The organism is Aneurinibacillus migulanus, from assembly GCF_001274715.1.
GTDB lineage: Bacteria > Bacillota > Bacilli > Aneurinibacillales > Aneurinibacillaceae > Aneurinibacillus > Aneurinibacillus migulanus.
On sequence record NZ_LGUG01000017.1, the window covers coordinates 1 to 24,204 of the forward strand.

At 44.5% G+C, this 24,204-nt stretch carries 29 protein-coding genes and 1 other annotated feature; of the genes, 27 read left to right on the forward strand and 2 right to left on the reverse strand.

Annotation, left to right across the window (positions count from 1 at the left end):
• Positions 1 to 166 precede the first annotated feature (166 nt).
• Positions 167 to 730, reverse strand: coding sequence for a hypothetical protein (locus AF333_RS31030; protein ID WP_043063503.1), 564 nt, complete (start codon positions 728 to 730; stop codon positions 167 to 169).
• A gap of 98 nt (positions 731 to 828) precedes the next feature.
• Between AF333_RS31030 and AF333_RS31035 the strand changes: the two genes are divergently transcribed.
• From AF333_RS31035 to rsmI, 10 genes are all read left to right on the forward strand, one after another.
• A complete protein-coding gene (locus AF333_RS31035; RefSeq protein WP_043063504.1) occupies positions 829 to 1,593 on the forward strand; it encodes a hypothetical protein in 765 nt (254 codons plus the stop codon).
• Complete coding sequence (locus AF333_RS31040; protein ID WP_235497076.1) at positions 1,577 to 1,852, forward strand: sigma factor G inhibitor Gin; 276 nt, start codon at positions 1,577 to 1,579, stop codon at positions 1,850 to 1,852. The genes AF333_RS31035 and AF333_RS31040 overlap by 17 nt, the downstream gene beginning before the upstream one ends.
• A 235-nt stretch (positions 1,853 to 2,087) precedes the next feature.
• On the forward strand, positions 2,088 to 3,578 hold the full coding sequence (locus AF333_RS31045) for an aminotransferase class I/II-fold pyridoxal phosphate-dependent enzyme (RefSeq protein WP_052811679.1): 1,491 nt from the start codon (positions 2,088 to 2,090) through the stop codon (positions 3,576 to 3,578).
• A 47-nt stretch (positions 3,579 to 3,625) separates the two neighbouring features.
• A complete protein-coding gene (tmk, locus tag AF333_RS31050; RefSeq protein ID WP_043063506.1) occupies positions 3,626 to 4,267 on the forward strand; it encodes a dTMP kinase in 642 nt (213 codons plus the stop codon).
• Positions 4,268 to 4,395: 128 nt separating this feature from the next.
• The gene (locus AF333_RS31055; protein WP_235497077.1) at positions 4,396 to 4,857 is read left to right on the forward strand and encodes a YaaR family protein; all 462 of its coding nucleotides are present in this window, start codon (positions 4,396 to 4,398) and stop codon (positions 4,855 to 4,857) included.
• Between the two features lie 17 nt (positions 4,858 to 4,874).
• Positions 4,875 to 5,867, forward strand: coding sequence for a DNA polymerase III subunit delta' (holB, locus tag AF333_RS31060; RefSeq protein ID WP_235497078.1), 993 nt, complete (start codon positions 4,875 to 4,877; stop codon positions 5,865 to 5,867).
• Between the two features lie 4 nt (positions 5,868 to 5,871).
• Positions 5,872 to 6,684 (forward strand): PSP1 domain-containing protein, encoded by an 813-nt coding sequence (locus AF333_RS31065; RefSeq protein ID WP_043063508.1) that lies wholly within the window; start codon positions 5,872 to 5,874, stop codon positions 6,682 to 6,684.
• A gap of 21 nt (positions 6,685 to 6,705) precedes the next feature.
• Positions 6,706 to 7,080, forward strand: a complete 375-nt coding sequence (gene yabA, locus AF333_RS31070; RefSeq protein ID WP_043063509.1) for a DNA replication initiation control protein YabA — start codon at positions 6,706 to 6,708, stop codon at positions 7,078 to 7,080.
• Between the two features lie 58 nt (positions 7,081 to 7,138).
• Positions 7,139 to 7,894: a tRNA1(Val) (adenine(37)-N6)-methyltransferase gene (locus AF333_RS31075; RefSeq protein WP_043063551.1), complete on the forward strand. Its 756-nt coding sequence runs from the start codon at positions 7,139 to 7,141 to the stop codon at positions 7,892 to 7,894.
• A 2-nt stretch (positions 7,895 to 7,896) separates the two neighbouring features.
• On the forward strand, positions 7,897 to 8,778 hold the full coding sequence (rsmI, locus tag AF333_RS31080; protein WP_043063552.1) for a 16S rRNA (cytidine(1402)-2'-O)-methyltransferase: 882 nt from the start codon (positions 7,897 to 7,899) through the stop codon (positions 8,776 to 8,778).
• Positions 8,779 to 8,822: 44 nt separating this feature from the next.
• Here rsmI and AF333_RS31085 read toward each other — a convergent pair whose 3' ends face one another.
• Positions 8,823 to 9,074, reverse strand: a complete 252-nt coding sequence (locus AF333_RS31085; protein ID WP_043063510.1) for an AbrB/MazE/SpoVT family DNA-binding domain-containing protein — start codon at positions 9,072 to 9,074, stop codon at positions 8,823 to 8,825.
• Between the two features lie 453 nt (positions 9,075 to 9,527).
• Positions 9,528 to 9,767: a binding site (T-box leader), on the forward strand.
• A 49-nt stretch (positions 9,768 to 9,816) separates the two neighbouring features.
• Between AF333_RS31085 and metG the strand changes: the two genes are divergently transcribed.
• The 17 genes from metG (at position 9,817) to AF333_RS31170 (ending at position 24,172) form a co-directional block, all read left to right on the forward strand.
• The gene (gene metG / locus AF333_RS31090) at positions 9,817 to 11,811 is read left to right on the forward strand and encodes a methionine--tRNA ligase (RefSeq protein WP_043063553.1); all 1,995 of its coding nucleotides are present in this window, start codon (positions 9,817 to 9,819) and stop codon (positions 11,809 to 11,811) included.
• A gap of 33 nt (positions 11,812 to 11,844) precedes the next feature.
• Entirely contained in the window at positions 11,845 to 12,618 is a 774-nt protein-coding gene (locus AF333_RS31095; protein WP_043063511.1) for a TatD family hydrolase, read from the forward strand.
• Between the two features lie 178 nt (positions 12,619 to 12,796).
• Entirely contained in the window at positions 12,797 to 13,879 is a 1,083-nt protein-coding gene (locus AF333_RS31100; RefSeq protein ID WP_052520245.1) for a 3D domain-containing protein, read from the forward strand.
• Positions 13,880 to 14,021: 142 nt separating this feature from the next.
• Complete coding sequence (gene rnmV, locus AF333_RS31105; protein ID WP_043063512.1) at positions 14,022 to 14,570, forward strand: ribonuclease M5; 549 nt, start codon at positions 14,022 to 14,024, stop codon at positions 14,568 to 14,570.
• Between the two features lie 2 nt (positions 14,571 to 14,572).
• Positions 14,573 to 15,451 (forward strand): 16S rRNA (adenine(1518)-N(6)/adenine(1519)-N(6))-dimethyltransferase RsmA, encoded by an 879-nt coding sequence (gene rsmA, locus AF333_RS31110; RefSeq protein WP_043063513.1) that lies wholly within the window; start codon positions 14,573 to 14,575, stop codon positions 15,449 to 15,451.
• A gap of 85 nt (positions 15,452 to 15,536) precedes the next feature.
• On the forward strand, positions 15,537 to 16,406 hold the full coding sequence (gene yabG / locus AF333_RS31115) for a sporulation peptidase YabG (protein ID WP_043063514.1): 870 nt from the start codon (positions 15,537 to 15,539) through the stop codon (positions 16,404 to 16,406).
• A 259-nt stretch (positions 16,407 to 16,665) separates the two neighbouring features.
• Complete coding sequence (gene veg / locus AF333_RS31120) at positions 16,666 to 16,938, forward strand: biofilm formation stimulator Veg (protein WP_043063515.1); 273 nt, start codon at positions 16,666 to 16,668, stop codon at positions 16,936 to 16,938.
• A 77-nt stretch (positions 16,939 to 17,015) separates the two neighbouring features.
• Positions 17,016 to 17,201, forward strand: a complete 186-nt coding sequence (locus AF333_RS31125) for a small, acid-soluble spore protein, alpha/beta type (protein WP_043063516.1) — start codon at positions 17,016 to 17,018, stop codon at positions 17,199 to 17,201.
• Positions 17,202 to 17,384: 183 nt separating this feature from the next.
• Positions 17,385 to 18,242, forward strand: a complete 858-nt coding sequence (gene ispE / locus AF333_RS31130; RefSeq protein WP_235355846.1) for a 4-(cytidine 5'-diphospho)-2-C-methyl-D-erythritol kinase — start codon at positions 17,385 to 17,387, stop codon at positions 18,240 to 18,242.
• 72 nt (positions 18,243 to 18,314) lie between these two features.
• Entirely contained in the window at positions 18,315 to 19,142 is an 828-nt protein-coding gene (purR, locus tag AF333_RS31135; RefSeq protein ID WP_043063518.1) for a pur operon repressor, read from the forward strand.
• Between the two features lie 16 nt (positions 19,143 to 19,158).
• Positions 19,159 to 19,536, forward strand: coding sequence for a RidA family protein (locus tag AF333_RS31140; protein WP_043063519.1), 378 nt, complete (start codon positions 19,159 to 19,161; stop codon positions 19,534 to 19,536).
• Positions 19,537 to 19,671: 135 nt separating this feature from the next.
• Complete coding sequence (spoVG, locus tag AF333_RS31145) at positions 19,672 to 19,965, forward strand: septation regulator SpoVG (RefSeq protein ID WP_021622006.1); 294 nt, start codon at positions 19,672 to 19,674, stop codon at positions 19,963 to 19,965.
• Positions 19,966 to 20,133: 168 nt separating this feature from the next.
• Complete coding sequence (glmU, locus tag AF333_RS31150; protein ID WP_043063520.1) at positions 20,134 to 21,498, forward strand: bifunctional UDP-N-acetylglucosamine diphosphorylase/glucosamine-1-phosphate N-acetyltransferase GlmU; 1,365 nt, start codon at positions 20,134 to 20,136, stop codon at positions 21,496 to 21,498.
• Between the two features lie 35 nt (positions 21,499 to 21,533).
• Positions 21,534 to 22,484 carry a ribose-phosphate diphosphokinase gene (locus AF333_RS31155; RefSeq protein ID WP_043063521.1) on the forward strand — a complete coding sequence of 317 codons (951 nt, stop codon included), beginning with the start codon at positions 21,534 to 21,536 and terminating at the stop codon, positions 22,482 to 22,484.
• 91 nt (positions 22,485 to 22,575) lie between these two features.
• On the forward strand, positions 22,576 to 23,241 hold the full coding sequence (locus AF333_RS31160; protein ID WP_043063522.1) for a 50S ribosomal protein L25/general stress protein Ctc: 666 nt from the start codon (positions 22,576 to 22,578) through the stop codon (positions 23,239 to 23,241).
• 78 nt (positions 23,242 to 23,319) lie between these two features.
• Entirely contained in the window at positions 23,320 to 23,880 is a 561-nt protein-coding gene (gene pth, locus AF333_RS31165) for an aminoacyl-tRNA hydrolase (RefSeq protein ID WP_043063523.1), read from the forward strand.
• 70 nt (positions 23,881 to 23,950) lie between these two features.
• Positions 23,951 to 24,172: an anti-sigma-F factor Fin gene (locus AF333_RS31170; RefSeq protein ID WP_040302751.1), complete on the forward strand. Its 222-nt coding sequence runs from the start codon at positions 23,951 to 23,953 to the stop codon at positions 24,170 to 24,172.
• Positions 24,173 to 24,204 lie beyond the last annotated feature (32 nt).

A 24,204-nucleotide genomic window follows, 5' to 3' on the forward strand; every position in this document is an offset into this window, starting at 1 on the left:
ATAGGTTCGGGGTGGAAGCGTGGCAACACGCGGAGCTGACGAATACTAATCGGTCGAGGGCTTAACCAAAACATGCGTACGTTCTTCTGATTCAGTTTTCAGAGTGTAATAAATGAACCCCCTTATCTGAGCAATCAGGTAAGGGGGTTTTATGTATGAGATGTTATTAACCGAAAGTGGAATATAAGCCAATTCCTTGTTTTTCGTGTTTTACTACAAATCCTTTCCGTTCTTTTTTCCATTTTTGTACACGTAACACTGTAAATAAACGTGGAATACTGAGAGTAATATGTAATACAAGTATTAAAAATCCGTGTTGCAAGCCCCACCAGGCCATTACTAACAATCCCACAGCATTCCCGAAAAAGAAAAACATCCACTCAATCTGTTGATAATCAGAAATGGAAAGTGGAAGTTTCGTTCGCCATCCTCCCCAGGGGGAAAGGAATGCGTCAATGTGCCAGCGCATCGAAAGTGAAGATATAAAGCAATATAAGAAAAAAGAAAATCCTTGTAACAGCCAAAGAAGTACGAGATAACCAAAAGATTGTATAATGTTTTGGTTGGTTACCTGTAAATATTGTTCCGCGAGAAATAAAAGGGCAAAGATAATGAACACTTGTATTACGATCATAGGTAATTTCCAACGATACCGGTAGTGAAGCGTATGATTGTAAATCGTTGTATTCTGTTTCTCTAATTTTCCCTTATGAATTTTTTCTGACCTCATCCTTTGAACTCCCTTACGAAATAAATATCAAGTCTAATTTATTATGCTATATGGTTTTATAGGTTGTTATTCCCTTTATCGGATTTGGAGGAAGGATTTTGCATACTGCATTGGAACCGATTTTTCCAGTTATTTATATCGGAGAAAAAAAAACTGAAGGCATTGTTCTAGGCGCAGATTCTTCCCACACCAAGAAAGTAGCTAACCTGCGCCGGACATTTAGTGAATATGGTATCCCGGTTCTTGTTATACCGCTAAAAGAAGCTGAAATCGTGCGTACTTTTTATAAAAATTATCTCTCAACTAGAATTTTTAATGAAAAAGTATTATATGAAGCGTGTAAACATCAAAAAGCTGATTATATAATCGTGCGTCGTGCTCTTGGGTTAGAACCGGGTATTGGACAAAAGAGAAGCGAAATATGTGAAGAAGAAGCTTGGGAGTGGCTGCAGCAAGCTATCTTTCTCCCAACTTCCCTGGAAGAGAGGATAGGACTAACATTAAAAAAAGAGGTAGTGTTAGGTATTTGGGGGGACGCAAAAACTAAACTAACGGAATATGTTGTAGAAGAGTTGAGCAGACGAAATTATAATTTTCGACTCTTTACGAAGAATAGAGAATTTATTTATCCACTTCAAAAAAACATTGTATTATGTGAAGATAAATGGGAAGCTGTAGAAAAGGTGTCGGGATTGTTTATTCTTTCACAGGGTCTATCGGCTTCTCAAATTCCCGCAAAAGAATGGGCGATGCAGAGAATGAGGATGAATCATGGCACACTTATCGATCCGTATGGTCTGTATGAGCCTGAAGAAGTAGAAAGTATTGGGTATAATTATATAAGTTATGGAAGGCGTTACTAATATTTTTATTCATATGTATAAAATAGAAAACAATGGGGAAGAATGGCGTAAAAAAGACGAAGGTGAGATTATGATGACGGAGCAGGAAAACCGTAGCTGCATTGTGTGCGGCAATGAAGAGACACAGGGTATCTTTATTTTTGATTCATTTGTTTGCCAGCGGTGTGAACAGGAAATCGTAACAACGGACGCTTCGGAAGATAAATATCGCTTTTTTATTCGTCAAATGCGCAGCATTTGGCTAAAGCAAAACGCCTAACCCTTCTTAAAAATTAGAAGGGTTTTTTTATTGGATAAGAAACTATATGTCGCTCTAAAGCAAAAAGGTGACATATAGCGGACGTTTGGTTTCTTTGTGGAAAAAGGACGAATGAAGGCACCGGCGAATTTTTCTTATCCCGCCTTAGCAGGTAGTAATACCCCACTGAGTAAGTTTCACTTTATGGAGCAACCGTAAGAACAAATTCATTTCAACAGTAGAGGAGGATATCGGAGTGAACCATAAAGAAGCACCATTATATGAAGCCTTGTGTATGTATGAAGGGAACCGTCATCAATCTCTTCATGTGCCAGGGCATAAGGACGGGAATACGTTTGACGGCGAAGCGATGTCACATTTTCATTCCATACTAAAGATAGATGCAACAGAAGTAGACGGCCTGGATGATCTGCATCACCCAACAGAAGCGATTGCTAGAGCACAGGAATTGGCAGCTGATGCGTTCGGAGCTGAACACACATTTTTTCTAATAGGAGGCTCTACAGCGGGAAATCTGGCAGCAGCACTTACATTGTGCGAGCCTGGTGATGTGATTTTAGTTCAGCGTAATGCTCACAAGTCTGTATTCAACGGTCTCATGCTAGCGGGGGCACAACCGGTATACATTCTTCCAGATATTGAGCCAGGTACGCAGGTTGCTGCAGGCATCAATCCGGAGCACCTGCAGATGGCTTTACGTAAGTATCCGCAGGCTAAAGCAGTTTGGATTACAAATCCGAATTATTATGGAATGGGGCAGAACGTTACTAAGTTAGCGAATATATGCCATCAGACTGGGATTCCGCTTATTGTAGATGAAGCGCACGGAGCACATTTCGGACAGGCCGATGTGTTGCCTTCCTCCTCCTTGCAGGATGGTGCGGATCTTGTTATTCAATCGACGCATAAAATGTTGACCGCAATGACGATGGCTTCTATGCTGCACGTTCAGGGCCCGCTTATTCCAAGAGAGAAGCTTGCTGGTGTACTTGCTATGGTACAGTCGAGCAGTCCTTCTTATCCATTGATGGCTTCCCTGGATGTCTCACGCCGTCATCTCGTTATCAAGGGACGTACACAACTTTCCCATACAGTCGAAAAGTTGGAACGCTATAGAGCTGATATAACTAAAGAACTGCAGCATCTTTCTGTATGGGACAAAGCCGGTGACAAGATTACCTGCATACATAGTCGGGATCCACTCAAATGGGTACTAACCTCAAGACATAGCTCCATAACAGGGTATCAGCTATTGGAATATCTTCAGGATAAAGGTTGCATAGCAGAAATGGCCGATGTCCGAAATGTTGTGCTTGTTTTTTCGATAGATGTTCGAGACGAGGATATAGAACGAACGGTGTCAATGATTAAGAAGGTAGACGAGGAAATAGGGAAGCGTCAGTCCATAGCGGATAGAGCACAAGCTGGTGTTACGCAAGATGTAACCGGAATGTTATCGGGCATGGAATCGTTCATTGAACCTGCAATCCCACTTCGAGAAGCGTTCCATAAGAAGAGAGAGGAAGTAACGCTTCAGGAGGCAATTGGAAGATGCAGCGCAGAGATGATTATTCCATATCCACCGGGAATCCCCTTGCTTACGCCAGGTGAAATTATAGAACCTGTACACATTGAAGCAATCCGTCGTATTAAGAAGGCCGGGGGTTACTTTCAGGGAGCTTCTGATGAGAAGATGGAGAAGATGTTCGTACTGGTAAACCTGTAGCTTTTCGATTATGATAACATCATACAAAACAAGGGAGGATGCAACCGTTGAGAGGTTGTTTTGTTACATTTGAAGGAACTGACGGGTCGGGCAAGACCACCCAAATTAAATTATTGTATGGCTTTTTACAGGAGAAAGGCTATGATGTGATGCTCACCAGGGAACCAGGCGGCACGAGCATCAGTGATAGTATTAGAGCCTTGCTTCTGGATCCGAAAAACCGTGAAATGAAGCAGGAGACCGAAGTATTGCTATACGCTGCTTCGCGAGCCCAACACGTTCGTGAGAAGATTATCCCTGCACTTGACCAAGGAAAAATTGTGCTGTGTGATCGATTTGTAGATGCCAGCTTGGCCTACCAAGGATACGGCTTGGAACTTCCGTTAGAAAAAATTATACAGATTAACCGCTTTGCAACCGGTGGTTTGACCCCGGATATAACCTATTTTCTTGATTTACCGTCTGAGATTAGCAAGGAACGGCTCCAGCAGCGCTTCAGCTTACATGAAGGGCCGGACCGTATCGAAAGTAAACCGGATGAGTATCATCAGAAGGTAAAGAGAGGCTTTACCGCTATTTGTAGCGAGAATGAGGAACGGATTGTTAAAATAAATGCGGCACGTGATATTAATACCTTGCATGAAGACATTCGTGGACACTTTTTGCGCTATCTCGCCGCCAGACAATAGCTCCATCCTTTTTCTTTCGAGCCAATGGGTAGTAAGCCCCCTGCTGTTGGAGGTTTTATTTAATAACAAGCAGGCGGAAAAATGCCGATTCGTATAGTAAACATACAGATGAAAATTGTGAAATAATAATGAAAAGGATGATTTCCATGCGAATTGGAGAAAACATGCCAATTGATAAAACGCTAGGGATTGAGCCGAAGCAGAAGACGCTTCCCCAGTATTATGTCGATTTTGACGAAGTTATGCAGACCCGTAGCCAACAGCTCGATGTTCAGAAGTTCAACAAGCTTATTGAGCAAATCGACATGCAGGGTGAACGGCTTGCGAAATCGCGTACGATTAAAGACTTGAAAGAATATAAATCCTTAGTTAAAAACTTTATGGAAGAAGCGGTAAAAAACGGTGTAGCACTGGAAGAAAGGCATGGCTTCAGCCGACGTGGACGCAGTAAAGTGTACAAAATTATTACGGAAGTAGATAAAAAGCTAACAGAAGTAACGGATGCCGTGCTGCAAAAAGAGCAGAAAGGCATCAACATTCTTGATACGATTGGTGAAATTAGAGGCTTGCTAATCAATATGTATATGTAACAAATCAAGCGAAAGAAGTGTGGATTGATACTATGTGGAGTGAGTTTGCTGCACAGAGGCAGGCCGCCGAACTGCTGCATCGCAGCCTTAAGAATAACCGATTGTCGCATGCATACCTCTTTTCCGGAGCTAGAGGGGCAGGGAAAAGAAAAATGGCGAAGCATCTTGCCAAGGCTATCTTCTGCTTGCGACAGAACGGTGATAGCTGCGGAGAATGCAAGAACTGTCGGTTGATTGAAGAAGGTAACCATCTGGACGTACACTGGATTGAACCTGAGAAAAATATAATCCGCATTAAACAAATCGAAGACCTGCAGAAGAAATTCTCTTACCGGGCGGCGGAATCGAGTCATAAAGTGTATATTATGGAAGAAGCCGAAAAAATGAATCAGGAAGCAACCAACCGATTACTGAAATTTCTAGAAGAACCTCCCCAAGGAGTTGTTGCCATTCTTCTCACCAGTAATATCCATGATTTGCTTCCTACTGTTCTCTCACGCTGTCAAATTGTTTCTTTTCATGCGCCTTCTCCTGAAGCCATTGCAGAACGGCTTGAGCAGCAAGGGATAAAACAAGGATTGGCCAGAACGGCGGCACGAATTGCCAACGATATGGATGAAGCACACACATTATGCCAATCAGAATCGTTTGCGCAGTTGAGAAGCCTAGTGATACAATTAAGTGAGGATATAATGGAACGAGGCACATATGCTCTCGTTACCATTCACGATAAACTCCTCAAACAGGAGAAAGACCCTGACAGAATCGACCTGTTTCTTGATTTATTATTGCTCTGGTTCCGCGATTTATTGCTTTTTTTGCTGGGACAGGAATCCCAGATTACGAATAATGATCAGATGGAGCCCATTCAGAAACAGGCATTACGCATCAGTCAGCGCAGACTTGTTGATGGAATGGGAACAATCCTGGTAACGAAAAACAGGCTTACGCACTATGCGAACCTGCAGTTATCCTTGGAAGATATGGTGCTTCGTCTGCAGGAGGGATAACATTTTGTTTGATGTTGTAGGTGTCCGCTTCAAAAAAGCGGGGAAGATATATTACTTTGATCCGGGAGAATTCCCGATTGAGAATCAAGACCATGTTATTGTAGAAACAGCACGCGGTGTGGAATACGGACAAGTTGTCATCGGTCGTAAGCAGGTAGATGATAATGATGTCGTATTGCCATTGAAGAAGGTGCTTCGTATTGCAGATGATCAGGATCGTTTTCAGGTGGAAGACAATCATAAATTGGCGAAGGAAGCTTTTAGCATATGCCAGGAGAAAATTGTTGTCCACAAACTGGAAATGAAGCTGGTCGATGTAGAATACACGTTTGACAAGAACAAAATCATTTTCTATTTCACGGCGGATGGCCGTGTGGATTTCCGAGAACTAGTTAAGGACCTGGCTGCCATTTTCCGTACGCGCATCGAACTTCGGCAAATCGGTGTACGTGACGAGGCAAAAATGCTCGGCGGTATCGGGCCATGTGGCCGCATTCTTTGTTGCTCTACATTCCTTGGAGATTTTGAGCCGGTATCAATTAAAATGGCGAAAGATCAAAACTTATCATTAAATCCGGCTAAGATTTCTGGGCTATGTGGACGGCTAATGTGCTGCCTGAAATATGAAAACGATAATTATGAAAGCGCGAAGGACGAGCTGCCAGATGTCGGCAGGGAAGTGGCAACGCCGATGGGATATGGCCGTGTTGTAGGCTTGAACATTCTGGAGCGCAAAGTTCAGATAAACTTGTACGAGGCCGAACAGATTATGGAACTGCCTCTCGAAGAAATTAGCGTGGTGGAGAAGGTGCAGTAGAGAATAACTGAGGTGGGGATTGTGAACAAACAGAGCATGTTTCACCAGCTTGCGTTAATTGAGGAAAAAGTGGGCGGATTGTACGAAGAAATCGGCCATTTGAAAAATGCGATGCTGGAGCTTATGGAGGAAAACAAAAATCTCTTGATAGAGAATCAACACCTTAGAGAGCGTCTGCAGCAGCGCGAAACGGAACTTGAGAAAAAAGAGAAGCGCCAAAGCAGCGGGGTAAAAGCGAAGAAAGATAAGAAGAAACGGGCGGTTGTCGGGGAAGGGTATGATAATCTAGCACGTTTATACCAAGAAGGTTTCCATATTTGCAATGTGCATTACGGGAGTCTGCGTACAGACGGAGATTGCCTGTTTTGTCTCGCATTCTTAAATAAACAGGGATAACAACAACGACCCGTATATTATTGCGGGTCGTTTTTTGCGAAAGGAACGAGCACAAGAAATGAAGAGAGTGCATCTGTATTCGGATGAACGAGTAGATGATTTATTGACAAAGAATATGAAAATTATCCAGAGCAAAGAAGTGTTCTGCTTCTCTCTGGATGCCGTGCTTCTGTCTCGCTTCGTGTCCTTACCGATGAAAAGGGGACGTATCATCGATTTTTGTACCGGAAATGGCGTGATTCCCCTTCTGCTCAGCACACGAACGGAGTGTCCCATCGATGCAGTGGAAATTCAGGAACGGCTGTATGATATGGCGCAACGAAATGTTGCACTGAATGATTTGGAGGATCGCATCAACGTGTATCGTGGCGACGTAAAAGACGCGCATACGTTCTTAAGAAACGGAGGATACGATGCGTTGACCTGCAATCCGCCGTATATGCCGGCCATAGGCGGAGATAAGAACAAGAGCAGCCACGTGGCAATCGCACGTCATGAAATTCTGCTCACACTTGAAGAGATGATTCGGGCCAGCAGTCGTTTGGTTCGTAGCGGTGGAAAAGTGGCGTATGTACATCGTGCGGGCCGATTGGCTGACATCATGACGCTGATGCGCCAGTACAGAATTGAGCCGAAACGCATCCGATTTGTTCATCCGAAACCAGGGATAGAAGCTAACATGGTGCTAATTGAAGGGATCAGGGATGGAAAACCCGATGTAAAAGTGTTACCACCGTTGATTGTATATAATGAAGACGGGACATACTGTGATGAGATTTATTCCATTTATTACGGAGACAGGAGGAGAGAATGACGATGTTCGTTCAGAAGAGCTTCGTGTCTGGGAAAGAAGAGGGCCAGCTATATCTTGTAGCTACACCGATTGGCAACCTTGATGATATGACAGTGCGTGCCATTCATACACTGCGAGAAGTGGACATTATTGCTGCCGAAGATACGAGACAAACACGTAAGCTGTTGACCCATTTTCAAATTGAGACAAGGCTTATCAGCTATCATGAACATAATAAGACAGCAAGCGGACCGGAAATCATCCGCCTGTTAATGGAAGGAAAATCGGTAGCTCTCGTTAGCGATGCCGGTCTTCCCGCCATTTCCGACCCGGGGGAGGATTTGGTGCGTGCCGCGGTGGAAGAAGGAATTACGATTATTCCCATCCCAGGTGCCAACGCTGGGCTTTCGGCCCTTATCGTATCCGGGTTGCCTACAGACAAGTTCGTTTTTCGCGGATTCTTGCCGCGGGATAAAAAGGAACGGAGAGAAGAGCTAGAACGCCTCCGTCCTTATCCCGAGACATTAATTTTCTATGAATCACCTCATCGAATCAGTAAAACGTTGCATGAAATGCTGGAGATTTTCGGTGATAGAAAGATAGCGCTTGGAAGAGAGTTAACTAAACGGTATGAAGAATTTATTCGGGGAGGTATGGAAGAAGTTCTACGTTTCCTTGAAGAGCAGGAAGAAATCAGAGGAGAATTCACCTTGATTGTCGAAGGAAGCACAGAAGTGGAAGAAGCTGAAACAGACAGTTGGTGGAGAGGGCTTGATATCGTCACTCACGTTAATGTTCATATTGAAAAAGGTGCAAACAAAAAGGAAGCGTTAAAGTTAACAGCTGAAGAACGTGGATTGCCGAAACGTGAAGTATACAACGAGTATCATCAGAACGAAAAATAAGCTTCCCCGGCTTCTGGGGAAGCTTTTGTATGTGTAAGGCTTGCTTACGCTTTTTGCGTAGCAGGCATCTCGGAAAGACAGTTTCCGCAGATGATTTTGCCTTTATATGTTACAGTTTCTTCCGTGCTGCCGCAGAAAATGCAAGCGGGTTCATATTTCTTGAGCATGATGCGCTCCCCATCTACATAGATTTCCAGAGCATCTTTTTCTCCAATGCCCAGTGTGCGGCGAAGTTCAATCGGAATAACGACACGGCCCAGTTCATCTACTTTTCTTACAATACCTGTTGATTTCATGTGTACTACGTCTCCTCTCATAACGAATTAATTTTTTTCTCGTTTTATCGTCAAAATTCGACAAATGTTTCTTAAACACTATCCTAACAGGATTTTGACTGTAGGTCAACCATTTACTGGGATTGCATCATAAATAATTCTCAGTTTATGGAATAAAATTACTTAAAGAGGCAAAAATACGGATTTTAAGTAACATATATAAGGATTATATAACATTTAAAAAAGGTTTATCTACTATATAATTAAACATTTTTTGTATATTCGTATAAAAAGCATTTTTTGGTTTTCTTATACGCATTCTTTTTCGACAAAAATATGAACGATTTCGCTATTGATTCGACAAATAAGTAAAATAAAGGGAGGTAGTTATGCTAAAAACTATCGACTTGACGAGATGCCTATAGTAGGGTATAGAATAAAAAGGAAAAGGTAAGGATTATAGATGAATATTGTATCGTGACGATGAAGGGAAGAGTAGTTACGTACGCTTTTTACAGAGAGCCGGTAAAGGTGGGAACCGGTAGAGGCGGCGGGATGAAGATGGCCCCGGAGTTTTTGCTTCCGAGCATGCTGTTTGTTAGGGAGCAACGTTTCCCGCGTTATGGGATAAGAGCCTGTCCGTTTGTATTTTTTCTATAGAAGATACAATGATAGGGAATTTGGGTGGTACCACGAGAGCTTCTCGTCCCATGTTGGGATGGAGAGCTTTTTTTGTTTTTTTATGCCATTTTTTAGTGAAAGGATGAGCAAGTTGAGTAAGCCAACCTATTACATTACAACTCCAATTTATTATCCAAGTAATACATTGCATATCGGCAATGCGTATACGACCATTGCTTGCGACGCATTGGCCCGTTACAAACGTCTGCGTGGCTATGATGTGTATTATTTGACGGGAACGGATGAGCACGGCCAGAAGCTACAGCAACGCGCAGCGGAAGAAGGCAAGCAGCCGCTTGAATTTATTGATCCGATTGTCGACTGGATTAAAGATTTGTGGGCACGTTTGGATATTTCATACGATGATTTTATCCGGACCACGCAGCAGCGCCATAAGGATGCCGTACAGAAGATTTTCCAGAAGCTCGTGGATAAGGGGGATATCTACCTTGGTGAATATGAAGGATATTACTGTGTCCCTTGTGAAGCGTTCTGGACAGAACATCAGTCTAAAAAAGACGGAGAGCATATCTGTCCGGATTGTGGTCGTCCGGTATCTCTTGTTAAAGAAAAAAGCTATTTTTTCCGCATGTCCAAATATCAGGAGCGTCTGCTCAAGCATATTGAAGAGCATCCTGAGTTTATCCAGCCGGCATCGCGCCGTAATGAGATGGTAAATAACTTCCTGAAACCGGGTCTAGAAGATTTAAGCGTATCTCGAACATCCTTCGATTGGGGCATCAAGCTACCGAATGATCCGGAACACGTTATTTATGTATGGATTGATGCGCTGGCGAATTATATTACAGCGCTTGGTTATATGAGTGATGACGAAACAAAATTCAATCGATATTGGCCGGCTGATGTACACATGATCGGTAAGGATATTCTCCGCTTCCATACAATTTATTGGCCAATTATTCTGATGGCACTTGACTTGCCGCTACCGAAGAAAGTATTCGGCCATGGCTGGTTGCTTATGCCGGACGGTAAAATGTCGAAATCGAAAGGAAATGTCATCGATCCGAAATTCTTAATCGAACGTTATGGATCGGATTCCATTCGCTATTTCCTACTCCGCGAGATTGCTTTTGGGCAGGATGGCGTATTTACGCCGGAAGCATTCATTCAACGCCTGAATTTTGATTTAGCCAATGATCTTGGCAATCTTGTAAGCCGTACAGTAGCCATGATCGATAAGTATTTCGACGGCATCATTCCGGCGCCAAGCGCTCCGGATGCGCTGGATGATACGTTGCGAGATACAGCTCGTAAAGCTGTTGCCGGGCTTGAAGAGAATATGGATGAAATGAAATTTGGCAGTGCACTCTCCCATCTGTGGGAATTAGTCAGCCGCACAAACAAATACATTGATGAAACGACGCCGTGGGTATTGGCAAAAGATGAGTCTAATAAAGAACGCCTTGGTACAGTAATGTACAATCTGGCGGAAAGCATCCGCATTATCTCAATCGGAATTCAACCGTTCATGACCCATACGCCGCACAAAATTTGGACACAATTGGGTATTACAGAAGGGGAGGACATTACCGGATGGGATGCAGCAAAAGAATGGGGCAAGCTTTTGGCTAATACGAAAGTAAACCGCGGCGATGCGCTGTTCCCTCGTCTGGAACTGGAAAAAGAGATTGCCATTATCGATGAAACAACTGCTGCCGCACGTAAGCAGGCGGAAGAAAACAAGAAAAAGAAAGAGCAGGTGCAGGCAAGAACAGAAGAGAAGCAAGAGGCCGATGAGATTAATATCGATGATTTTATGAAAGTGGAATTGCGCGTAGCGCAAGTAATTGAAGCTGAGAAAGTTCCGAAGGCGGATAAGCTGTTAAAGCTGCAGCTGGACTTAGGCTTTGAGAAACGCCAGGTCGTCTCTGGCATTGCAAAATACTACAGTCCGGAAGAGTTGGTTGGAAAGAAAGTTATCTGTGTTACCAACTTGAAGCCGGTAAAATTGCGTGGCGAAATGTCGAACGGAATGATTCTCGCCGCTTCCGAGGGGGACAGCCTCACACTTGCGACCGTACCCGAAAGTATGCCAAACGGCGCGATTGTAAAGTAAACGCCGGGAACGCACAAGGAAGGAGCTGGTAGCGTGCTTTTTGATACACACGCACACCTGAACGACGAAAAATTCAGCGAAGATAGAGAAGCGACCATTGCTAGAGCAAGGGAAAACGGTATTTCGTATATTTGTAACATCGGGTATAACCGGGAGACGATCGAGACGTCTCTCGAGTTAACCCGTACGTATGATTTTATCTATACAGCTATTGGCTGGCATCCACAGGATGCGAAAACATTGACTGATGAAGATTTGGTCTGGATTGAGAAATTGGCCTCTGAAGAAGATAAAGTGGTGGCGATCGGGGAAATTGGACTGGACTATTACTGGGATACTTCACCAAAAGACGTACAGCAGGATGTATTCCGTAAGCAAATTCGACTGGCAAGAAAGCTTAAACTCCCGATTATTATCCATGATAGGGATGCACATCAGGATATTCTCGACATTTTGCGCGAAGAGAAAGCGGAGGAGGTTGGCGGCATTATGCATTGCTTCTCCGGTAGTCCAGAAATGGCGCGTCAGTGCATCGATATGAATTTTCATATCTCGTTAGGTGGTCCGGTAACATTCAAGAATGCCAAGAAACCGAAGGAAGTAGCCGAGATCGTACCGCTTGAACGCTTGTTAATTGAAACCGATTGTCCGTACCTTACTCCAGAGCCGTATCGCGGCAAGCGAAACGAAAGTGCATATGTCCGATACGTAGCCGAAAAAATTGCTGAGTTGAAAAATATTTCGTTCGAACAATTAGCTCAAATTACGACGGCAAATGCCAAAAAATTATTCCATATAAAGGAATAATTTGAGCGTTGGAGAAATTTTCTGCCTTAGATGTATCAACGGTTGGGACGTTTTATTGAGTCTGAATGCCTATTGAAAAGTTGCAAACTTTGTAGAAAACGATGTAAAAAAATGGTTTGACAAGTTTTCAAGGGATCGACTACAATGACTCTCAACCGTTGAAGGAGGCAGATAGACTTTGAAGCAGAATCATATTCAGTCGGATTTTTGGAAGGGTCGAATGTGGATTCTTCTGACCGCTGTTGCGATCCTTGTTCTCTTAAGTCTTGCGCTTTTGGTTAATTCATTGCAAACAAAGAAGTTTACTTTCATAAATGACGGCAAAGCAATGGCCGTAACCACAAAAGCGAAAACGCTAGGAGAATTCCTAGCTGAGAAAAGGATACAACTGGGGGAGTTTGACGAGCTGAATTTCGGAATGGACACAGCATTGGCAGACGGTATGCAAGTGAGTTACATACCAGGTAAAAAGATAAACATAAACATAGCCGGTCACAAGAAACAGGTGGTGACGGCAAAACGTCAGGTAAAAGATATTCTTGCTGAGGAGAATGTAGCGCTCGGACCGTTGGACAAGGTCAAGCCAGCGCTCAATCAGTCGGTAAAGGAAAATCAAACAGTAACGGTTACACGAATTACCAAGAAATTGGTGAATAACGAGAAAACGGTAGCCTTCAATACAAAAGAGCGGGAAGACCGCACCATGCTGCAAGGACAGCAGAAGGTTATTCAGCAGGGCCAGGAAGGAAAAGTACTGGAACGGTATGAGGTTGTCTATATCAATGGTAAACCTGCGTCAAAGAAGCTTGTCGAAACCAAAAAGCTGCAAGACTGGAAAGATCACATTGTAGCAGTTGGAACGGCACAAATGACAGCTGTATCACGAAGCGAGAGCGACCGGGCATCCAGAGTCTCTGAAATGGGAGGAGACTTCACGCCGCGTAAAACGCTTCAAGTAAGAATGACCGCTTATTCACCGCATGCGGCATCCACAGGAAAGAATCCGGGAGATGCGGAATACGCGATTACAGCGTCAGGAGCTACAGCGAAGGAAGGGAGAACCATTGCAGTTGACCCGAGTGTCGTACCCCTCGGCTGGTGGGTTTATATTGAAGGGTATGGTTTTCGTAAGGCCGAAGATACGGGTGGTGCCATTAAAGGTAATAGAATGGACTTATACTTCGCATCTGAAGACGAAGCTCAGAACTTTGGCGTCCAACGTAAAACCGTGCATGTTATCGGTCCAAATAAACCAAATTAATGGTATGATACAAACAGGGAAAATTTACTTTTCCCTGTCTTTTCTTTTTCGTATTTAGCATACACATGGTTATCTTTCGATTTTTGTCATAACTTATTTTAAGCTAACAAGACATGTGTATTTCTGAAAAGAGGAAACAAGTGTGATGATTAAAGAAGTTATCGTTGTAGAGGGAAAGTCTGATACGGTTGCTATTAATCGTGCGGTACATGCCGATACGATCGAGACTGGCGGTTCGGCTATTCCGGAATGGGTCATTGATCGCATCCGGCGAGCGCAGCGTAAACGTGGAGTTATCGTGTTCACTGATCCCGATTATCAGGGAGAGCGTATCCGCAAGATTATTAGTCAAGCAGTGCCTGGCTGCAAACATGCGTTTATTAAAAAAGCTGAGGGTCAGGGTAAACGTAACTTAGGCGTAGAATATGCATCCCCGGAAGTAATCCGTAGAGCGCTCGCTGAGGTTCGAACGGAAGCGGAAGCGCCGACGGAGCAGATTACAATGGCAGATATGATTGATGCTGGCTTGGTTGGCGGAGCACAGGCCAAAGGGCGTCGAGCGTTGCTGGGTGAGAAGCTTGGTATTGGCTATGCGAATGCTCAACAACTGCATAAGCGAATGCTCATGCTACAGATTACGCGTGAAGAATTCGTCGAGGCGCTTGCCTCGGTTCTGGCGCAGGAGGAATAGAGATGACAATGCGCGACATTGCAACACCAACAAGAACGAGAGAGATTCTTAAGCAATACGGGTTCTCGTTTAAAAAAAGCCTGGGACAAAACTTCCTGGTTGATTTGAACATTCTGAGTAAAATTGTTGATGCTGCCGAGTTAACAAAAGAGAAGGGCGCCATTGAGATCGGACCGGGCATCGGGGCACTAACCGAGCAATTATCCCGCCAAGCGGGTAAAGTGGTGGCTGTTGAAATTGATCAGCGATTGTTGCCGATTCTGGCTGATACGCTATCTGCGTATTCACACACGGAAATCGTTCATGGTGATGTCTTGGAAATGGATCTGGGCACCCTGATTCGAGAGAAATTTCCGGAGCAGGAGAAAGTCAGTGTCGTGGCGAACTTGCCGTACTATGTGACCAGTGCCATTCTAATGAAACTGCTTGAAGAACGATTGCCACTTGAGAACATTGTAGTCATGATCCAAAAGGAAGTAGCCGAGCGTATTGCTGCCGGGCCGGGAGGCAAAGAATACGGCGCGTTAAGTGTGCTGGCACAGTTCTATGCAGAGGCGGAAGTCGTTACCATTGTGCCGCACAGTGTCTTTATTCCCCAGCCGAATGTTGACTCTGCGGTTCTTCGCCTTCGTATTCGGAACAAACCTGCCGTAGACGTAGATAGTGAGACGATGTTCTACCGGGTTGTCAAAGCCAGCTTTGCGCAACGGCGCAAAACGCTATCGAACAACCTGTTGAATAACCTTTTCGGCAAGGAACGCAAAGAAGAAATGCTGCGCATCCTCGCCGAAGCGGGTATCGAGCCGGCAAGACGGGGCGAGACGCTTTCGATTGAGGAATTTGCCCGGTTAAGTAACCTGATTTCTCAGGCTTCCGTATAACGATTTTTAAGCTTTCTAAAGGATGCATATAGGCAGAACCCCTTTTTCCCGGCAAGCATACGATGTCAGGGAAGGAGGGGTTTTTATGTTTACGAACTCGAAGTTTAAAGTTGGTGACATTGTAACGAGGAAATCGCATGGCTATGATATGTTGTTCCAGATTCTCGATATTGACAAAGAAGATAAAACCGCTGCGCTTATCGGCCTAGACTACCGATTGATGGCAGACGCTCCGCTCGATGACCTGGTTAAAGTAAACGAAGATGAGATGCAGAAGATGCGAAGTGCCTACGAGCAGAAACACCTCGAAGCGATGCGACTGATTCAGCAGGAAAGACGTTCGACCCGTGAGAAAAATACGTGGCGTCAGGTAAATCATATAAAAGACATAGGAGGCTCCTTCGACTGGCCGGGCAAGGTTCTTCATGTAGATGGAGACAGAGGTTATTTGAAGAAGTGCCTGGCTGTTTATCAGGAATTAAAAGTGCCTGCTATTGGATACCATTATCCTGAGAAAGAGTTTCCAGAAGCGATCCTTCCTCTTCTAAACAAACACAGTCCGGATATTCTTGTGCTGACGGGGCATGATGCTTTGCAGAGCAAAAGAGGGCCAGCAGATGATTTGAATAGCTACCGCCACTCGAAATATTTTGTTCAAGCAGTAGAGAAAGCTCGGATGTTTCAGCAGAGCAAGGATAGTTTAGTTATTTTCGCAGGGGCATGCCAGTCGCATTTCGAAGCGATTCTGGAGGCGGGAGCGAATTTTGCCAGTTCACCGAAACGAATTAATATTCATACGCTTGATCCGGTATACATAGCCGAAAAAGTGGCGTATACCTCCATTCAGCAATCGATTAATATTTTTGACATGGTTAAGAATACGATTACGGGCATTGAAGGAGTAGGAGGTTTGGAATCGAAAGGATGCTTTCGCTTCGGGATTCCAAAGCCGTAAGTCTAATAAGGATGAGTGACGGGGAAAGAGCAGGGAAATTTCTTCAAGTCGGCCTTTATTTTATAGTAAGATAAAGACCGATTTGAAGAAACCGTTTCATGAAGATACGACTTTTCTATCAATTTTTGATTTTTCTGATTTTTAAGCGTTTTCCCGGTAAAAAAATATTGACAGTGTCCATAAAATCTTGCTATAATAATCGATTTATTTGACATACTATAAAAGTGGTGGTATACTTACCAATAGTGAGGTGGTCTGAATGGCGAGAAATACGTTACACGATATAAAACGTAATTTGGATGGGCATATCGGCGAACGGATTTTACTCCGAGCGAACGGTGGCCGTCGCAAGACCGTAGAAAGGACGGGAGTTCTTGAAGAAACTTACCCGTCTGTATTTATTGTGAAGCTCGATGAGGACAAGCATTCCTTTGAGCGCGTGTCGTACAGCTATGCAGATGTGCTTACAGAGACAGTGGAACTTACAATTTGCCGCGATGATGAATATATTCGAATCGCCCTTGAACAGTAGGATACCTTATCCTGCTGTTTTTATTTTTCCTTTCTGCATATACTATGCGCACGGGAAAAATAAAGGGGGCTGTATATATGGCACGTAGAAGAAGTGTTATGTCAGAGCAGTTCAAGTATGAGCTTGCAAAAGATCTTGGTTTTTATGAAACTGTACAGCGCGAGGGCTGGGGCGGCATTACTACCCGTGATGCGGGAAATATGGTGAAGCGGGCCATCCAACTTGCGGAAGAATCGCTTGCGAAACAGAATCCCACGAAGTAACTTTTCCCGGTAAGGGCCAGGCAATCTGCCTGGTCTTTTATTATTTTTAGGGAGAAGAAAGATTGCTAATGTCTCCCTTATATATGCTGAAGTCTATGTTCTTCATTTTCTTATCGATTAATGCTAAAATAAGCAAAGCATAAAATGGAAGGGAAGAAGGAATTAGTGAACGACGCTTGCCTTATGGTCAAGGCCCCGGCAAAAATCAACTTAACATTGGATGTATTAGCGAAGCGGCCGGACGGCTATCACGAGATTGAGATGGTAATGACAACCATTGATTTGGCCGACAGATTAACCATTTATCCGCGGGAAGAAGATAAAATTACGCTTGATTGTACGGTTAGTTATCTTCCACTTGATGAAAGAAACCATGTATATCAAGCCGCACGGCTTGTCAAAGAGCGATTCGGCATCAAGCACGGCGTACACATCCATATTGATAAACACATTCCTATTGCTGCAGGCTTGGCAGGTGGAAGCAGTGATGCAGCAGCAACGATTAAAGGGTTGAACCGATTATGGAATCTGGGTATGAGCGTGGAGGAAATGGCCGAGTTAGGTTCGCATGTTGGCTCGGATGTTTCTTTTTGTGTATATGGCGGCACAGCGTTGGCGCGCGGACGAGGTGAGAAAATCGAACGCCTTCCGTCACCGCCCTCCTGCTGGGTTATTTTAGCGAAGCCGCCGATTGGCGTATCGACGGGTGAAGTGTATGGTGCACTGCGTATCGACGAAGGGAAAGAGGAGCGAAAATCGGCCGAGATGATTGAGGCCATTCACCGAGGTGATTTCACTGGAGTATGCCGCGCATTGGGCAACCACCTTGAATCCGTCACGCTAGAGATGCATCCACAAGTTCGTCAAATTAAGGAAAGAATGCTGCGATTTGGTGCGGATGGTGTTCTTATGTCAGGAAGCGGACCGACCGTATTTGCACTGGCGGAACGAGAGTCGCGAATGAATAGGATATACAATGGCTTGCGTGGCTTTTGCAAGGAAGTGTATGCGGTTCGTATTCTGGGGGAAAATAACCGGTAACACTTGCGTAAATCCGTACATAAGTGGTATATTCACTTCATAATATTCGGTTTTTAATACGGAGGAACGTACATGAAAAAGTTACGGAGAAGTGCCCGGCTTGTAGATATGACGCAGCATTTGCTTGCGCGTCCCCATAAACTCATTCCACTCACGTTTTTTGCGGAACAATACGGGGCAGCTAAGTCTTCCATCAGTGAAGATTTATCCATTATTAAAGAATTGTTTGAATCAGAAGGAGTCGGCCTGTTGAGAACGGTAGCGGGTGCGGCAGGCGGTGTAAAATACATTCCGCTGACAAATACTGAAGATGCTCAAGCGGGTATGGAACGTCTGTGTCGTACATTAGAAAGTTCCGGTCGCCTGCTTCCTGGCGGATACCTGTATATGGCTGATTTACTAGGCGATCCAGAAGTGTTATCGGAGATCGGTAAAGTATTTGCTACAGTGTTCGCCGAGTCCGAAGCAGATTATGTAATGACTGTAGAAACGAAAGGGATTCCGCTTGCATATGCAACAGCGTATTATTTAAACATTCCTGTTGTAATCGTTCGCCGATACAGTAAGGTGACGGATGGTTCGGTCGTGAGCATTAACTATGTATCCGGTTCAAGCAAGCGAATTCAAACGATGTCTTTAGCACGTCGCAGTCTCCCTGAGAATTCCAAGGTGCTTATTGTCGATGATTTCATGAAGGCGGGCGGTACCGCACGTGGAATGATGGATTTGCTTGAAGAGTTCAAAGCCGAAGTTGTAGGCGTGGGCGTATTTATGGAAACGGCTAATGTAGAAGAGCGCCTGGTGGACGATTATGTCTCCTTGCTCCGTGTAACAGAAGTGGACGTAAGGGATAAGGAAATCCGTCTTGAGTTAGGTAATTACTTTAAAAATAAAGAATAAACCGGAGGGATGTTACATGGAACAGATTTCTACCAATAAAGCGCCGGCCGCTATCGGCCCTTATTCGCAAGCCATTAAAGTCGGGAATTTTTTGTATACATCCGGTCAAATTCCGTTAACACCGGAAGGAGAGCTTGTGACAGGTGATATCGTAGCGCAGACGCATCAAGTATTCGCTAACCTAAAGGCGGTATTGACCGCTGCAAATGCGACGCTGGATGATGTCGTGAAGGTAACAGTCTTTGTCAAAGATATCAATGATTTCGGTGCGATTAATGAAATTTACGGCCAATACTTCGGTGAGCATCGTCCAGCCCGTTCTCTGGTGGAGGTTGCGAGACTACCGAAGGACGTATCACTTGAAATTGAGTTGGTTGCAGCTCTGGAACGTTAACAATATGTCAATAGAGTAAAGATCCAAAATTAAGAAAAAGCTAAAAATTTTTCAAATAGAAGAAGGATTTTTTTCCACCTTTGTTGAATTACAGTTATCAAGCTTCTGATAATTGGAAAAAGGTGGTGAGCAGACATGGAAGTAACGGACGTAAGACTCCGCCGTGTAAACACTGATGGTCGTATGAAAGCGATTTGCTCGATTACGATCGACAATGAATTCGTGGTGCATGACATCCGTGTCATTGACGGCAACAACGGTATGTTTGTAGCTATGCCTAGCAAACGTACACCAGAAGGAGAATTCCGCGACATCGCACATCCTATCTCTTCGTCTACTCGCGAGAAGATTCAAGCCGCTGTATTGGCTGAATATGAGCGCGTAGGAGAAATAGAAACAACCGAAGAACTGGTTGAAGAGGGAGCTTAGTTCTCAGTTGCACTAAATCAAAGGGGCCTTTTGTAGAGGGGGCCTCTTTTCTTTTGCAATTTGAAGAAAAAGGATGCTGTATTTTTGCATCTCTTTTGCGACTTATCTTGAAATAGAAAGTCAATTAAGATATAGTCATTGTGGAACTTATCGAAATGGGAGGGTACCATGTCAGATAAATTTGCGGTTGTATTGGCTGCAGGCCAAGGAACACGAATGAAATCAAAGCTGTATAAAGTGCTGCATTCCGTTTGCGGTAAGCCGATGGTTCAGCATGTTGTGGACAGCTTGAACGAACTGCAGGCGGATCGCATCGTTGTTGTTGTCGGCCACGGAGCAGACAAGGTAAAAGAGCAACTAGGCAGCGATGTCGAATATGCGATGCAGGAAGAGCAGCTGGGCACGGCTCACGCAGTGATGCAGGTAGCCCCGATTTTGAAAGGAAGAAAGGGAACGACACTTGTCCTTTCCGGTGACGAACCGTTAATTAGCTCCGAGACGCTAGAAGCGCTTGTGGCACATCATGAAGCTAACCAGGCGGCTGCGACTATTCTTACCCGGGTGATGGACAACCCGACAGGATACGGCCGTATTATTCGTGGTGAAGACGGCGGTGTTGAGCGCATTGTTGAACAGAAGGATGCAACGGAAGAAGAACAATGCGTGAAAGAAATCAATACAGGTACATATTGCTTCGATAATGAGAAGCTTTTTGCCATTCTTGAAAAAGTTGATAACAATAATGCACAGGGTGAGTATTACTTGCCTGACGCGGTTGAAATCCTAAAGAGTCAGGGAGAGCGCATCGAAGCTTCTATTACGGAAGAGATTACAATCGGTGTCAATGACCGTGTAGCGCTTGCTAAAGCGGAATCGATGATGAGAGAACGCATTCTCACCAAGCATATGAAAGAGGGCGTTACAATTATTGATCCTTCCAATACGTACATTGAGGCCGATGTAGTTATCGGTCGTGATTCTATTATTTACCCAGGTACGTTAATTGGAGCAGGGACTGTTATCGGCGAAGAGTGCATCATCGGCCCTCATACGCAGCTTACGAATTGCCAGGTAGGCGATCGCGTGGAAATCAAGCAATCTGTATTGGTAGATAGCCGGATTGATAGCGAGGCCACAGTTGGCCCGTTCGCGTATATCCGTCCAAATTCTCACATTGGTGAAGGCGCGAAGGTGGGCGATTTCGTAGAAATTAAGAATACGTCGCTTGGCAAAGGCAGTAAAGTATCGCACCTGACCTACTTAGGTGATGCAGAAGTGGGAGCGGATGTGAATGTAGGTTGCGGTACGGTAACGGTAAACTATGATGGTGTGAATAAGCATAAAACGGTAATCAAGGACCGTTCTTTCGTAGGTTGCAATGCGAATCTTGTAGCGCCGGTGACCGTAGGGGAAGGTGCATATGTGGCTGCCGGATCTACGGTAACGGATGACGTGCCGGATGGCGCGCTGGCGATTGCTCGTGAGCGTCAAACAAACAAAGAAGGTTACGCAAAAAATATTATAAAGAAATAAACAAGTATGAAAGGTATGGAGGTTTAACAGCAGTCATGGCGAATTATCGCGACCCGAAACTGAAAGTCTTTACTTGTAATGCAAATCCGGCTTTGGCGAAAGAAATTGTGGATCATATCGGTCTTCCGATGGGAAATGCACAGGTTGTGCATTTCAGCGATGGAGAAGTGCAGATTAAGTTGAATGAGAGCGTACGCGGTGCTGATGTATTTGTTATTCAATCCACCAGCGCACCTGTTAATGAGCATTTAATGGAACTTTTGGTTATGGTAGACGCACTGAAGCGAGCTTCTGCCAAAAGCATCAATGTAGTCATTCCCTATTATGGCTATGCTCGTCAGGACCGTAAAGCACGGGCTCGTGATCCGATTACTGCAAAATTGGTTGCGAATTTAATTGAAACAGCCGGAGCGCATCGTGTTATTACTATGGACCTCCATGCTACGCAAATCCAAGGGTTTTTCGATATTCCGGTCGATCACCTACTAGGTGTGCCGATTCTCGGAAAGCACTTTGCGGAGAAAGAACTTGAAGACGTGGTTGTTGTATCACCTGACCACGGAGGCGTGACGCGGGCAAGAAAATTAGCCGAACGTCTGGAAGCTCCGATCGCCATTATCGATAAACGCCGACCAGAGCCGAATGTGGCCGAGGTAATGAACATTGTTGGTAATATCGAAGGTCGTACGGCTATCATTATTGATGACATCATTGATACGGCAGGTACGATTACACTGGCGGCGAATGCATTGATGGAAGCAGGAGCTAAAGCGGTATATGCTTGCTGCACGCATCCGGTGCTGTCGGGACCGGCCATCGAGCGTATTGAAAACTCCAGCATTAAAGAGTTGATTGTAACCAATACGATTCCGCTTGGACCGGAGAAGCAAAGCAACAAAATCCAGGCGCTGTCTGTGGCGCCAATCATCGGGGAAGCGATTATTCGTGTGCATGAAGAACTATCTGTAAGCAAATTGTTTGATTAATTTCTATTAGCTTAATGATTGACTCCTCACTGGATTGGGTAAAGTAGATAATGATGTTGCTACGAACCTTACAGTAGGAGGGGAATATAATATGGCAATGGAACTGCAAGCGCAAAAGAGACAGGTAGGACCGCGGTCTACGCTAACCGAATTACGCAACAAAGGGAAAATTCCCGCCGTTTTGTACGGAAGTGATGTGGAAAATGCATCAATTGCGATTGAAGAAAGCCATTTTCAGCAACTTGTAAACCAACAAGGGTTGAATCATGTAATCAAACTGAACGTAGACGGGAAGCCTCTCAATGTTATGATTAAAGACTTGCAGAGTGACCCGCTCAAGAATAAAGTGCTGCATTTGGATTTCGGCACAATCAATATGAATGAAAAAACGGACACAAGCGTGTTCATTGTGCTGCAAGGAGAAGCTCAGGGCGTGAAAGACGGCGGTGTGCTCCAGCATACGTTACGTGAGTTGAACATCAGCTGCTTGCCTAGCAAAATCCCGGACAGCATTACGTATAATATTGAAAAGCTTGTTGTCGGCGATACAGTAACGGTGGCTGATCTTATCGTTTCAGGCGATATTGAGATATTGGACAGCCCAGACACAGTTGTCCTCACTATTGTGCCACCGCAGGCAGAACCAGTAGAAGGAACGACTGAGGAAGAAGCCGAGGCGGAGGCGGGCGTCGCAGAAGCGAACGATGAAGAGAACAGCTCTGGTGATGCAGTGCCGAATAAAAACGAAGAATCATAAGCCCAACGATGTAATCGTTCGAAAAAGCGTAACCGTCCGGTTGCGCTTTTTCAGTGTATATGGTAAGGGGAGAATATGATGAAAGTAATTGTAGGACTGGGTAATCCGGGTAAGCAGTATGAAATGACCCGACATAATGTCGGGTTCTGGGCGATAGATAAACTTGCACAGGATTGGAATATTATGCTATCAGCAGGTAAATTCAAAGGTCTTATCGGTGAGGGACGTATCGGCACGGAAAAAGTGCTGTTGGTTAAACCGATGACGTACATGAACTTATCCGGAGAATGCGTCGGTCCGCTTTTGAATTTTTATAAGTTGGATGCCGAAGAGGATTTGCTTGTCATATATGATGATCTTGACCTGCCATGCGGGAAAATCCGCCTGCGTACAAAGGGAAGCTCTGGTGGCCATAATGGCATGAAGTCACTGATTGCTCATTTGGGCACAGAGGAATTTAAACGGATTAAAGTCGGTATTGATCGGCCTGCTCCAGGGCGCAAAGTAGTTGATCATGTATTAACTACGTTTTCACCAGAGGAGCTGGCCGATGTGCAGGATGCGGTAGAGCGGTCCGTTGAAGCCTCAAAAGCATGGATGGAGATCTCGTTTTTGCGTGTAATGAATCAATTTAACTAGCTGTCGTATGGTACGCCAGCCTTCTGGAAAGAATAAATATAAGCATAATACATTTCCGGGGGGCATACATATGGCGATACGATATATCTGCCCGCATTGCGGTACACAGCATGCGGCAATCGAACATGCTGAGGCGACAGAAGATAGATTGGGGTTTCATTTCTTGACCCCTGAAGAGAGGAAACATATAATTAGCTATGAAGCAAATGGGGATACGGTGGCAAGTGTTACATGTGAATACTGCAGTGAAGCTATTTACCGTTACCCTGAACTTATGTATCCTTTACAATAAATCAGCATACAGAGCCTTGGCTTTTTGCTAAG